At 43.9% G+C, this 13,656-nt stretch carries 13 protein-coding genes; all 13 read left to right on the forward strand.

Annotation, left to right across the window (positions count from 1 at the left end):
- Positions 1 to 3 precede the first annotated feature (3 nt).
- The 13 genes from clsB to C3Y98_RS07070 all read left to right on the forward strand — a co-directional run bounded on the left by clsB (position 4) and on the right by C3Y98_RS07070 (position 13,635).
- On the forward strand, positions 4 to 1,158 hold the full coding sequence (clsB, locus tag C3Y98_RS07010; protein ID WP_135277570.1) for a cardiolipin synthase ClsB: 1,155 nt from the start codon (positions 4 to 6) through the stop codon (positions 1,156 to 1,158).
- Between the two features lie 203 nt (positions 1,159 to 1,361).
- On the forward strand, positions 1,362 to 2,435 hold the full coding sequence (locus C3Y98_RS07015; RefSeq protein WP_135277572.1) for an SAM-dependent methyltransferase: 1,074 nt from the start codon (positions 1,362 to 1,364) through the stop codon (positions 2,433 to 2,435).
- A gap of 18 nt (positions 2,436 to 2,453) precedes the next feature.
- Entirely contained in the window at positions 2,454 to 2,966 is a 513-nt protein-coding gene (locus tag C3Y98_RS07020; RefSeq protein WP_135277574.1) for a DUF2878 domain-containing protein, read from the forward strand.
- Position 2,967: 1 nt separating this feature from the next.
- Entirely contained in the window at positions 2,968 to 3,741 is a 774-nt protein-coding gene (locus C3Y98_RS07025) for a DUF1295 domain-containing protein (protein WP_135277576.1), read from the forward strand.
- Between the two features lie 35 nt (positions 3,742 to 3,776).
- A complete protein-coding gene (locus C3Y98_RS07030) occupies positions 3,777 to 4,424 on the forward strand; it encodes a DUF6134 family protein (RefSeq protein WP_135277577.1) in 648 nt (215 codons plus the stop codon).
- A gap of 38 nt (positions 4,425 to 4,462) precedes the next feature.
- Positions 4,463 to 4,969, forward strand: coding sequence for a lipocalin family protein (locus tag C3Y98_RS07035; RefSeq protein ID WP_209308760.1), 507 nt, complete (start codon positions 4,463 to 4,465; stop codon positions 4,967 to 4,969).
- Positions 4,970 to 5,031: 62 nt separating this feature from the next.
- A complete protein-coding gene (locus C3Y98_RS07040) occupies positions 5,032 to 5,988 on the forward strand; it encodes an acyl-CoA desaturase (protein ID WP_209308761.1) in 957 nt (318 codons plus the stop codon).
- A gap of 97 nt (positions 5,989 to 6,085) precedes the next feature.
- Positions 6,086 to 7,339, forward strand: coding sequence for an NAD(P)/FAD-dependent oxidoreductase (locus tag C3Y98_RS07045; protein ID WP_135277583.1), 1,254 nt, complete (start codon positions 6,086 to 6,088; stop codon positions 7,337 to 7,339).
- A complete protein-coding gene (locus C3Y98_RS07050; protein WP_135277585.1) occupies positions 7,326 to 8,120 on the forward strand; it encodes a DUF1365 domain-containing protein in 795 nt (264 codons plus the stop codon). Before C3Y98_RS07045 ends, C3Y98_RS07050 begins: the two co-directional genes overlap by 14 nt.
- Positions 8,121 to 8,136: 16 nt before the next feature.
- Entirely contained in the window at positions 8,137 to 9,426 is a 1,290-nt protein-coding gene (locus C3Y98_RS07055) for an SAM-dependent methyltransferase (RefSeq protein ID WP_135277777.1), read from the forward strand.
- 80 nt (positions 9,427 to 9,506) lie between these two features.
- Positions 9,507 to 10,286: a tRNA (5-methylaminomethyl-2-thiouridine)(34)-methyltransferase MnmC2 gene (gene mnmC2, locus C3Y98_RS07060; RefSeq protein ID WP_245234335.1), complete on the forward strand. Its 780-nt coding sequence runs from the start codon at positions 9,507 to 9,509 to the stop codon at positions 10,284 to 10,286.
- Positions 10,279 to 11,517 carry an FAD-dependent 5-carboxymethylaminomethyl-2-thiouridine(34) oxidoreductase MnmC1 gene (gene mnmC1 / locus C3Y98_RS07065; protein ID WP_135277587.1) on the forward strand — a complete coding sequence of 413 codons (1,239 nt, stop codon included), beginning with the start codon at positions 10,279 to 10,281 and terminating at the stop codon, positions 11,515 to 11,517. Before mnmC2 ends, mnmC1 begins: the two co-directional genes overlap by 8 nt.
- A gap of 9 nt (positions 11,518 to 11,526) precedes the next feature.
- Positions 11,527 to 13,635, forward strand: a complete 2,109-nt coding sequence (locus tag C3Y98_RS07070) for an O-linked N-acetylglucosamine transferase family protein (RefSeq protein ID WP_135277589.1) — start codon at positions 11,527 to 11,529, stop codon at positions 13,633 to 13,635.
- Positions 13,636 to 13,656 lie beyond the last annotated feature (21 nt).

Here is a 13,656-nt window from a genome sequence, read left to right on the forward strand (position 1 = left end):
ACTATGCATTTCATTAATGGGAATCATATCCAGCTGTTACGCAGTGGCGCTGAATACTTTCCTGCGCTTGAACATGCAATTGATCATGCACGACATGAGGTGTATTTGCAAAGCTATATTTACGAAGCAGATAAAGTCGGCACGCTCATTGGTGAGGCCATGATTAGAGCGGTGAGTCGCGGAGTTTCTGTCTATTTACTGATTGATGGGTTTGGCTCCAAGACCTTACCAGAAGCCTATATTGAGCATCTCAGAGCGGCTGGCATCCATGTCATGATTTATCGCCAGAAGATATCACCGTGGACATTTAAAAAGAATCGGCTACGCAGGCTACATCAGAAAGTAGCGCTCATCGATGATATCACCGCTTTTGTTGGCGGCATCAATATCATTGATGACAACAATGTGCCACATCAGATTGCGCCTAGAGTTGATTACGCGGTACGCGTGCAAGGCGCATTACTGCCGGTTATCGCGAATAGCGTGAAAAAGCTGTGGCAACATCTGGCATGGCTGCATTTTCACAGTAAACCCTTGCCTAAAACCAGCCCCAATGCACCTGCACACTATACTAGGGGAAGCATTAAGGCTGCCTTCGTCACGCGTGACAACATATTACACAGAAGAGATATTGAAGCGGCCTATCTAAAAGCGATTCATCGTGCCAAACATGAAATCATTATCGCCAACGCCTATTTCATCCCCGGTAGAAAATTTCGTAAAGCGCTTATTAATGCCGCTGCTCGAGGCGTTAAAGTCAAATTACTGCTTCAAGGGCGTAAAGAATATTTTTTAATGTTTGCAACCCATGCTTTTTATAATATCTTCTTGAAAAATGGTATTGAGATTTACGAATATCGTAAAAGCTTCATGCACAGCAAAGTTGCGGTCATCGACCAAGAATGGGCCACGGTTGGTTCATCCAACATTGACCCATTTAGCTTATTTCTAGCGCGTGAGGCTAATATATTCTTAAAAAATAAGCACTTTGCCGCTACCTTACACCAGGACATTACCGCTGCGATCAATAATGGTGCCTATCAGATCAAAGCGAATGATTGGGCAAAAGGTCACAGTGCAAAACGCTTTCTCTCCTGGATTGCATATGGCCTAGTACGCGTCTTTTTAGGCATCATTGGCTACGCAGATCAGCACTAACCTCACCTTTCTAGCCCCCATTTACCCGCTGCCTTTGCTCCGCTTTATTTAAGCGTTTAAGTTGCATTGAACTTAAACTCGCCACTTAGGACAAACCTGCTCTAGTGTTTGTAAACAACCGCACATTCACTTTGTTAATAACGCCACACAGCGAATTTAATAACATGTAGCTTTTTGCAAAAATAAAACAAAGAAAGACATCTATGCAGCTTACTAACCTAGCGATTAATCTTGCGGAAAATGGCAAGTTTCCAGATTATCTAATCCGATATGGTATTCGACACCTTTCAAGACAACGCTTAGCTGAGATTAAGGCTAGCGACTGTGAGAAGTCTACTGAATTACAAACTAAGTTTATCGAGGCGATGAATGCAGCGCCCGCCGCACTGGTGCCAGAGCTTGCTAACGCGCAACACTATGAGGTGCCATCGGAATTTTTCGCTCTGTGCCTAGGCTCACATAAAAAATACAGCAGTTGCTTTTGGCTACCTGAAACAAAAAATCTGGATGAAGCAGAAGCCAATGCTTTAGATTTAACTTGCACGCATGCAGACCTAAAAAATGGGCAATCGATACTCGAGCTTGGATGCGGTTGGGGTTCACTCACCTTATGGATGGCAGCGCGCTATCCCGACAGCAAAGTGACAGCGGTCTCCAACTCCAACTCTCAGCGTGAATATATTACCGCACGCGCCAAAGAAAGAGGGCTGAATAATATTCGTGTCATTACCTGTGATATGAATCGTTTTGATCCATCAGACTATGTTGATGAGCAGTTTCATCCTGCAAGCGGTTTTGACCGCGTGGTTTCAGTAGAAATGTTTGAGCATATGCGTAACCACAAACTGCTATACAAGAAAATTCATGGCTGGCTTCTCCCGGGCGGTAAGTTCTTTATGCATATTTTTGTACATAGAAGCACCCCCTATCTGTTTGAGGTTCAGGGCGATGATGACTGGATGAGCCAATTTTTCTTCTCTGGCGGCATGATGCCCAGTGACGACCTGCCGCTCAACTTCCAATCAGACCTTAAATTAGTCAATCGCTGGCGTTGGGATGGCACACATTACGAAAAAACAGCCAATGCCTGGCTGCAGAACATGGATAAGCATTATGAAGAAATGACTGCTGTTTTGGGTCAAACCTACGGTTTAGAACAGGTAGAACAATGGCGTAACCGTTGGCGCATCTTTTTTATGGCTTGTGCTGAATTGTTTGGTTATAGAAATGGTCAAGAGTGGTGGGTCTCACATTACCTATTTAAGCGTGAATCTTAATATCTCAAAAGATAAGTGATGCTGCTGCTAAATTTTGCTCTGTTTCAGGTTTCATGGTTTGCCTGTGTGGTGGGTGCGGCTAACTCACAGCCATGGTTAGGCGTAATCGTTACCATCATGGTATTGGCTTGGCATTTATATCAAACAAATCAAGCGAATCGTGAATTAAAAGTCTTGCTGAGCACCATGCTTATTGGTGCTTTGTTAGATCAATCACTGCTCTCGTCGCGTCTGATTGATTACCAACATCCTGGTTGGCACACATCAATTGTACCAGTATGGATTTTAGCGTTATGGTTAGCGTTTGCCACCACGCTCAATATGAGCCTAGCGTGGATGCATAAACGTTATTGGATAAGTTTCATCTTTGGCATGTTAGGTGGGCCACTAGCCTATATGGCTGCCGAAAAACTAGGCGCAGTGACCATAACAAGCCAGCTTGCTTATGTTGCGCTAGCAACAGGCTGGGCAATGATTACGCCCTTATTGCTTTTGATTGCCCACCACATTAATAGCGTTGAGAGAGCCTGACATGCCATTCTTAGACCTTTACTTGAACGGACTTTGCGTAATGCTGGCATTCGCGCTCATGGGATGGATAGTGAGTGTTTTCAGACAAAACGTCACACACGTAGACAGCATGTGGAGCTTATTTTTCTTACTGGCAAGTTTTGCGTATGTGGAATCGTTTAGTGCTATCAGTGCAAGAGGTCTAATAGCGCTAAATCTATTAACAATCTGGGCTTTACGTTTATCCATTTACTTAACACGTCGCAACTGGGGTCCGCATGAAGATCATCGCTATGTCGCCATACGCCAAAACAATGCACCACACTTTAAATGGACCAGCCTATACATCGTATTTGGTTTGCAAGCTGTGTTAGCTTGGATTATTTCATTACCAATACTAGGTAGCATCAACTCTAGCACGCCCTTAAACATCATCGATATCGTCGGTATATTGTTGACTGTGTTTGGCATTACTTGGGAATCAATAGCTGACTGGCAACTGACCAAATTTAAACGTATGAATACCAATCAACATAAAGTTCTAAATAACGGGGTTTGGCGCTATTCACGCCACCCAAACTACTTTGGTGAGTGCTGTGTATGGTGGGGGTTTTTCCTGATCGCACTGGCAGGTGGCGCTTGGTGGTCACTGCCTTCAGTCATATTAATGACCTTATTACTACTCAAGGTAAGCGGTGTTGCACTATTAGAAAAAGATATTGCCGAGCGTCGCCCAGAGTATCTGCACTACATTAAAACCACTAACTCGTTTATACCCGGCAAACCTAAAAGTTAATGCTGACTCAAGATAACTACTGAGTACATATCCTGATGAAACTGCCCCGCCTGTTAGGCAATATGCTGTTTACACTGGTGCTAGGATTAGCATCAGTGAATGCCCATTCAAAAGAATGGGCGTTTGATGTGTACTTAGATAAAACTAAAATCGGTGAACACACCTTCACCCTCAATGAAAACGATACGCTAATTAGCCGCGCTAAGTTCAATGTAAAGTTATTGTTTATCAATGCGTATCAATACGACCACCAAGCAACAGAAAGCTGGGATAAAAACTGCCTTAAAAGTTTAGCGTCAGAGACATTGGAGAACAAGAAAAAAACGGTTGTGAAAGCTCAGCGCCAAGCTGACCATTTTGAGGTAAAGAGCGGCAATGCAGTACAGAATCTGCCGGCTTGTACCATGACGTTTGCATATTGGAACCAAAAAATCTTGGAGCAATCCAAATTGCTGAATCCGCAAAACGCTGAATTTTTAGACACCTCAATCAAGCCGTTAGGCAAAGTCTTGTTAGAGGTGAAAGGTAAGGCGATAGAAACCTTCCACTACAAGCTTGATGCCAGTTTACAGGGGAAACAAAAATTAAACATTGAATTATGGTACTCAGCAGATAAGCAAGAATGGGTTGGATTAAAGTCCATCACCCCTGAAGGCTATCATATTTATTACAAATTAAAATGACTAACCACATGATGAATATCAGTAAAAGGCTTATCTTAATGACTTTACTAGCAACGCTAATCCCGGCTTGCGCGAGCAAACAACTAGCCAAGATTGAGACTGTACCGCAGGTAGATTTGCCTAAGTTCATGGGAGACTGGTATGTGATTGCTGCCATTCCAACCTCCATTGAAACTGAGTCTTACAATGCGATTGAAAACTATCGACTAAAGGATGATGGCACGATCGCCACCACATTTACGTTTAATAAGGGCAGCTTAAACGGCCCTAAAAAAACATATGAGCCACATGGATTTGTCGTCAAAGACTCAGGAAATGCAAAATGGGGCATGCAGTTTATCTGGCCAATTAAAGCAGAGTACCTGATTGCGTACCTTGACGAAAATTACACACAAACCGTGATTGCCCGTAATGCGAGAGATTACGTATGGATTATGGCTAGATCTCCTAGCATAAGTGAAAGTGACTACAAAAAACTGACCTCACTTGTTCAAAATTTAGGTTATAACACAAGCAAGCTTCGCGAAGTACCTCACAACAAATAAGCGTATTTGACAACTAACAGCCAATGATCATCAAAAAAGTTTACGAGAATTGTATAACCATTATGTTTAATAAATTGCTTTCATGGTTTGATAATCATGCAGTCAACCTTAATGGCTATGCTGATATTTCAGAAAATCAATGGCATAGCATAGATTGGCTGCGCGTAGTGCCATTTACCTTGATACACCTCGCATGCTTTGCTGTGGTTTTTGTCGGGTTTAGCTGGTTTGCATTAGGGTTTGCTGTTGCACTTTATTTGATAAGAATGTTCGCGATTACCGCGTTTTATCATCGCTACTTTTCACACAGGGCATTTCGTACCAGCCGAGTTTTCCAATTCATATTAGCCTTAATTGGGGCTACAGCAGTGCAACGCGGCCCTATCTGGTGGGCATCTCATCACCGTCACCATCATTTATATTCGGATGAAACCGAGGACGCACACTCCCCTGTTCAACATGGTTTTTTATGGAGCCATTTTGGATGGTTTCTATCATCAAAACACTTCACAGCGCATACAGAGAACATTAAGGAACTCTCTAAATTTGCAGAGCTCCGTTTTTTAGATCGTTTTGATGCCATCGTTCCAATACTGTTAGCCATCAGCATTTATATGCTAGGGGATTGGCTCGGAGGCCACTACCCAGCACTTAATACCAACGGTCTGCAATTACTGGTTTGGGGGTTTGCCATTTCCACAGTAGTGCTTTACCACGCAACGTTTACCGTTAACTCACTCGCTCACGTATGGGGTCAACGTCGCTATGCCACTACAGATCAAAGCAGAAATAATTTTTGGATTGCTTTAGCTACACTGGGCGAAGGCTGGCATAACAATCACCACCATTACCCAGGCTCTGCCAAACAAGGCTTTTACTGGTGGGAAGTCGATTTAACTTATTACGGGTTAAAGTTGCTGGCAATGTGTGGCCTCATTTGGGATTTACGTACAGTGCCAATATCAATTAGAGAGTCCCGTAAAATCAAACCTGAATCCGGTAGCTTAAATCCAGGTTAGATAAACGCTAGAAGTCACATTGCCCATATAGTCACTGGGGGATAGACAACAGTAATCAGGATGACTTTTTGTTTTAATATATTTGAAAGATTTAAGTTTGAAAATTGCGATTATTGGAAGTGGGATTGCGGGTAATACGATAGCGCATCATCTGCATGCAACACACGACATCACCGTATTTGAGGCTGAAAGCCATATTGGCGGCCACACCCACACACACCAGATACAACATGAGGGCAAAACATTTAATGTAGACACCGGTTTTATTGTATTTAATGACCGCACGTATCCAAACTTTATCAACCTGTTGAACGAACTCAATGTGGCATGGCAACCTAGCAGCATGAGCTTTAGTGTGCGGTGTGAAAAAACAGGCCTAGAGTACAACGGTACCAGCCTAAATAGCCTATTTGCACAAAGACTTAACCTATTTAAGCCTTCATTTCACCGCATGATTCGAGATATTTTGCGCTTTAACCAGGCTTCACTGGCACTACTTGAAGATGGCAATGAAATAAAGCTAGGTGATTACTTAACGCAAGGCAACTACAGCCAGCAATTTATAAACCACTATATCGTGCCAATGGGCGCCGCTATTTGGTCAACCGATGCCAAGCAGATGCTTGCATTTCCTGCCAGATTTTTTGTAAGATTTTTTCACCATCATGGCATGCTATCCGTGAATAACAGGCCAGAATGGCGCACGATTAAAGGCGGGTCGGCCAGCTATGTACAAGCACTCACAGCGCCTTTCCAACATAAAGTGAGATTAAATACACGGATTGCAAGCGTGCGTCGCCTTAAACAATCTGTACGCATCAAACCAGTAAATGGGGAAGAAGAAAAGTTCGATTTTGTATTTTTCGCATGCCACAGCGACCAAGTGCTTCATTTATTAAAAGATAAAACAGACGCTGAGACAGAAATTCTGGGGGCGATTCCATATCAAGAAAACACCATCTTTTTACACCATGACACCAAGCTCTTACCAAAGAAGAAGCTAGCTTGGGCTGCATGGAACTACCATGTCACTACACCACCCTCCAACAAAGTTGCCGTGACCTACAACATGAACATTTTACAAAACCTGGAATCTGCAGAGCCGCTATTAGTGACACTAAATCACACGCACGACATTAATCCTGACAAAGTGATTAAACGTCTTAGCTACATGCACCCACTATATACTTTAGCAGGCGCAACAGCTCAGGCAAGACATCACGAAATTAGCGGCGTTAATCGCACGGCTTACGCTGGTGCTTATTGGCGTAACGGTTTTCATGAAGACGGTGTAGTCAGTGCATTGGAAGCACTTAAACATTTTGAGCAGTACCAAAATGCATCAAAATAAATTATCCAACAGCGCGATTTATCGGGGTTGGGTCTCACACCAACGCATAGAGCCCAAGCCGCATCAGTTTCGCTATCAAGTATTTATGATGTTTCTCAATCTTGATGAGTTGCCGACCCTGTTTCACTCCAACCTGTTATGGTCTTATGCGTCTAGCAATATTGCATGGTTTAGACGTGCAGACTACTTTGGCGATTGCAAAAAACCGCTAAAAGATGAAGTTAGCCAATTGATTGAGCGGTCAACAGGTCAAAAGCCTCGTGGTCCTATCTGCATGCTTACCAATATGCGTTATTTTGGTTATTGCTTTAACCCTGTAACGTTCTATTATTGCTTTGAAGAGGATGGGAACACGTTACAAGCAATGGTTAGCCATATTACCAACACACCTTGGAGCGAAACCTTTGCTTATGTGCATGATTTCTCCAAAAATCCCTCAGTCAAACTTAATGATAACGCCACTAGTGCTGTCTTTAGGTTTAGTAAACAATTTCATGTATCACCCTTTATGCCAATGAGTATTGACTATGAATGGGCATTTAAATTAGGGGAGCAGAGTCTGCATACCCACATGAAAAACATGCAAGATAGCCGGGAAGTATTTAACGCAACGCTTTCACTTAAGCGTAGTGAAATTAACAACGCCTCTCTCTATGCAGCATTACTAAAATACCCGTTCATGACGTTTAAAGTCCTGCTGGCTATTTACTGGAATGCTTTAAAACTATGGCTCAAAAAAGTACCGTTTTACTCACACCCTACCCCTACAACCAAACCCTGATCGACATACCGCCATGATGATGACACCTACTGCAGCACAAGAACAGCTAACTCGGAATCTGCGCAAAAAGAATCGTGCAAAATGGGTTGAAGATTTAGCAAAACATAAAATTCTTGAACGACTAAACCATCTGCATACTGGTCAGTTAACGCTGATTGACGGCGATGACAAACACATCTTTGGTCAACCATCGTCTGAACTGAATGCGGTTATCCATATTCATGACAGCCGCTTTTATGGGGAAATTGCATTTGGCGGTAGTATCGGTGCGGGAGAGGCCTATATGCTAGGTTATTGGACTACAGACCACCTCACTGCGTTAATCAGGATGATGTGTATCAACCAGTCTGTCATGGACGCACTAGAAGGTGGCTATCAGTGGCTTACCAAGCCTATTCTGAAAGTGCTACATTGGCTAAATAGCAACACTACTGAGGGAAGCCGTAAAAATATTGCGGCTCATTACGATTTGGGCAACGAGATGTTTCAACTCTTTTTAGACCCCACCATGATGTACTCCAGCGCGATGTTTAATAGTGATACCAAAACACTGCAAGAGGCTTCTGAGTTAAAGCTAAAAGTCATCTGCGATAAACTCGATTTAAAGCCTACAGACCAGGTAGTAGAAATTGGTACCGGCTGGGGTGGTTTTGCGATTTACGCGGCTAGGCATTATGGTTGCCATGTAACGACCACCACCATATCCAAGCAACAATATACATTGGCAAAACAGTTAGTAGAAACTGCAGGTCTCAGCGATAAAATCACATTATTACTTGAGGATTACCGTCATTTAGATGGTCAATTTGATAAATTGGTCTCGATTGAAATGATAGAAGCCGTTGGACACCAGTTTTATGATACTTATTTTGCAAAACTAAGTGCATTACTCAAGCCTGATGGGCTTGCATTGATTCAGGCCATCACAATTACAGACCAGCGTTATGAGTCGGCTAAATCTTCTGTAGACTTTATTCAACGCTATATATTTCCTGGCTCATGCATTCCCTCCAATACAGCAATGCTCAATAGCATTACAAAGATGAGCGATATGCGCTTGGTTGACCTAGAAGATATTGGTATTCACTACGCAACTACCCTGAGGATATGGCGTGAAAACTTTTTTCATCACCTCCAACAAGTACGTGCCCTAGGCTACTCAGATGAGTTTATTAAAATGTGGGAGTTCTACCTATGCTACTGTGAAGGTGGCTTTATAGAACGTGCGCTAGGTGATGTTCACTTACTGTTAGCAAAACCAAGCAACAGAAGAGGCGCCATCAGAGCTGGTAACGTGCCTAAATAATGAATTAAAGAAGATTTAAGTTGCTGGTCAGCTAACAAATGATTTTATCGTTTAAAATCGACTCGGCTTAGCCTATCGCTTTGCCAGCCACGATCTTATTTGATACTGAAACCATGTTAAAGCGCGACGACACAACATTGCTAGATGAAACAAACGCCAACCCAAGAAAATTAGCATGGCGAGATGGCTTACCTTACAGCACAGAGTTTCAAGATGTTTATTTTTCTAGTGACAATGGTTTACTAGAAACCGAATATGTATTTTTGCAAGGCAATGATCTACCAGTACGTTGGCAACACCCTGATTTAACACAATTCACCATTATTGAAACTGGGTTTGGCACAGGGCTAAACTTCTTATGTGCAGCTAAACTTTGGCTGGCGCACGCGCCAGAACATGCGATATTGCATTTTATCAGTGTAGAAAAATACCCACTGATGTTAAATGACATCTCCGTTGCGTTAGCATTATGGCCCCAACTCACTGCATTAAGCACCCCGCTATTGCATCAATACAATGCCTTAATGGATCAGGAAACGATTAGCCTTTATGACAATAGGGTTCAATTATCTGTCCATATTGGGGATGCTACAGAGCGATTAGCACGCATCACCAACATGGCAGATGCATGCTTCTTAGATGGGTTCTCTCCCGCCAAAAATCCAGAAATGTGGCATGCCGGATTATTTTGCGAGATGGCAAAACATGCCCAAGCATCCACCACCTTTGCCACCTTTACTAGCGCAGGCGATGTGAGACGAGGTTTAATCGCAGCAGGCTTTAAAGTCAGCAAGCGCCCCGGTTTTGGTAAAAAGCGTGAAATGCTGTGTGGTGAGTTTATAGGCATGCACAATGGTTAGCACCGCAATCGTAATCGGGGCAGGCATTGCCGGCTGCAGTAGCGCTTATGCATTAGCAAAACGTGGTGTTAAAGTCACACTGATAGAGCGTAATGCAACAGTTGCCAGTGAGGCATCGGGCAATCCGCTTGCAATGCTATACCCACGTTTGAGCGGCGATGATTTAAGCAGCCAATTTGCGCTTGATAGCTATCTCTATAGCTTGGCATTTTATCAATCGCTCAACCTGCCTGACGCTGATTTTGCTATGTGCGGAATGCTGCAACTTGGCTTTAATGTCAGGGAGCTCGCCCGCATTCAGAAGGTTGCGGCGCAAAACCATCCTGCCAGCATACTCAGGTATGTACCACAACATGAAGCAAGCAGTATTGCCGGCATACCGATTGAGCATGATGCCTTGTACTTTCCAACAGCAGGCTGGGTGCATCCACAACGCCTATGTCAGCATTTAACACGCCACCCCAATATTACCGTGCTGAATACACAGCAAGTGAGTAGATTTAGCAAAGAAGCACATGGTTTTGAGGTTTACAATCATAAGCAATTACTTGCAACTGCACAGGTGCTGATTATTGCCAATGCTAACGATGCGCAGCAGTTACTGCCTAACCTACCACTACACACCAAGGCAGTGCGTGGTCAGGTCAGCGTGCTTAACTCTACCACCATCAGCCGTGGCATTAGCACCATACTTTGTAGCGATGGCTATATAAGTCCGTCTGCTGGTTCAGAACAAACACATTGTTTAGGTGCTTCTTTTGCTAATATCGATACACCATCGAGTGTCTCGCTGGATTTAACGCCTACACAGCAAGACCATGTTGCCAACCTCAATAAACTCAGCAACATCTCCGCACCGTTATATCAAGACTTGCAATCCAATATCATAGGCGGGCGCGTGTCTTACCGCTGCACCACCAGTGATTACTGGCCTTTGGTGGGGGAGCTTATTGATAGCGCTTCATTAAAAGAAAAGCCTGTAAGACCAAGTGCGCCATCCACTGCATTGCCGTGGGTATCCGGCTTATATATCAATGTTGCCCATGGCAGTAAGGGCTTTACCAGTGCACCGCTATGTGCGGAGGTTCTAGCAAGCATGATTCATCATGAGCATTTACCTTTACGCCCTGAACTAACTTGCCTACTCAACCCTAATCGCTTCTTATTACGTGAAATGGGTTTAAAGCAATTAGCAAAAACGATAGCCTCTGCGCATAAAATTTCGGGTTAAAATGAGCTCATGGCGCAATCTCAGTATCTAACAGCAGTTCAATATCATCGTGCAGGTCAGTTCGCAGAGGCAGAAGCACTCTACCAGCAGGTGCTCGCTACGCAACCCAAGCTAGCGGACGCACACCACATGCTTGGCCTTGTGTATTATCAAACCAATCGCAATACGCTTGCAGTGACGCAACTTGAGCAAGCTTTAGCCATCAACCCCAAAGAGGTAGACTACTTAAACCATTACGGATTAGCATTGCGTGCTTCTGGCAATATGGATGCCAGTATCAAGAGTTTCCAGCAGGCGATTTTGCTACAGCCTAAAGATTTAGACGTACAACTGAACCTTGGCAACACACTGCTGGCAGCGAACCGGTTTGAAGAGGCAGCAGGCTACTACCGCCGTGTACTAAGAGTAAGGCCAAAAGCTGACGATGTACGTGAAGCACTTTGTCACTGCTTATCGATACTAGGCAATCAAGCACATCTGCTTGGTAATTTCACTCAGGCGGAAGCTTGCTTTCAGGAGGCATTGCTATTTAGCCCGCAAGATGCAGCATTGCTGTACAACTTAGGCAATGCCCAACGCGAACTAGGCAAACCAAATGAAGCCGTCAAGCAATACCAAAAAGCCATTCAGTTAGCACCTAGCGATGCCGATACGCATAACAACTTAGGTAACGTACAGCGCGAGTTAGGCCAGTTAGATTTAGCCGTAGCAAGTTATCAGACAGCGCTCACACTCAACCCCGAGCTACACCATGCAAAAGTGCATCTGGTTCACCAAAAGCAACATATGTGTGACTGGCAGGGGCTTGGCGAGGATATTCAACAGATACGCCAATGGGTCATGCATGAGCCAAGTGCGCAAATATCGCCTTTTGCTTTCTTGGCAATGCCTACCACTACCGCAGCAGAGCAAAAAGTCTGCGCCACTAATTGGGCCAACAATCGCTACAGACAGCTCATTCAGCATGGTAAACAACTACACTTTGCACAACCGGCCACCCCTAACAAAAAAATAAAGGTCGCGTATCTATCTGCAGACTTCAGATTACATCCACTGGCTTTTCTGATTAGTGAATTGATTGAACTGCATGATAAAAACCAATTTGAAATTCACGCTTTTTCTTATGGCACCAATGACAAAACCAACGCAAGAATACGGCTGGAAAAAGCATTTCATCTGTTCCATGATATTCGCTCACTATCTGAAATAGATGCCGCAAAGAAAATACACAGTCATGGTATTGATATTTTGGTGGACTTAACTGGTTTTACGCAAACTAGCCGCAGCGGTATAGCAGCGCTACGGCCGGCCAAAATCAACGTTAACTGGCTTGGGTTTCCAGGCACGATGGGTGACCTTCATCACAACAATGAGCCAAGCACGCCACTATTTGACTACCTGTTAACTGATAGTTTTATTACTCCACCTACATCCGCTCAGCATTATGCAGAGAAGCTGGCATTACTGCCGCACAGCTACCAACCGAATGACCGTAAGCGCCCTGTAGGCAAAACACCAACACGCGAAGCATGTAAGCTACCCGAAGATGCCTTTGTGTTCTGCAGCTTTAATCAGTCATTCAAAATCACGCCCGATGTTTTTAGTGTGTGGATGCGTCTGCTCGCAGCAGAACCAAAAAGCGTGCTGTGGTTGCTAGACTGCAACCCCTGGGCCAAACAAAACTTATTACGTGAAGCTAAAGTCAGAGGCGTAGAGGCAGAGCGCATTATTTTTGCTCCTAGAGTCACCATCGCAGATCACCTTGCAAGACACGTGCATGCTGATCTATTCTTGGATACTCAACCCTACAATGCACATACCACATGCAGTGATGCCTTATGGATGGGTGTGCCAGTATTAACATGTGTAGGCGATACATTTGCATCGCGTGTTGCAGGCAGTTTATTGCAAGCAGCAGGTTTAGCACAACTCATCAGCTACTCGCTGGACGAATATGAAAGCATAGCCATGAGCCTCATACAGAATAAAAACAATCTCACGAGTATCAAAGAAAAGCTACGCGCAGAGAATATGACATCGCCTTTATTTGACACGGCTAAGTTTGCACAATCGCTAGAAGAAAGCTATCGTGCCATGATGACGCACCATAGTATATAACGGTAATTGGCAAGCATCATA

Origin of the sequence: Methylotenera oryzisoli, assembly GCF_004661485.1 — a bacterium.
Classification (GTDB): Bacteria; Pseudomonadota; Gammaproteobacteria; order Burkholderiales; family Methylophilaceae; genus Methylotenera; species Methylotenera oryzisoli.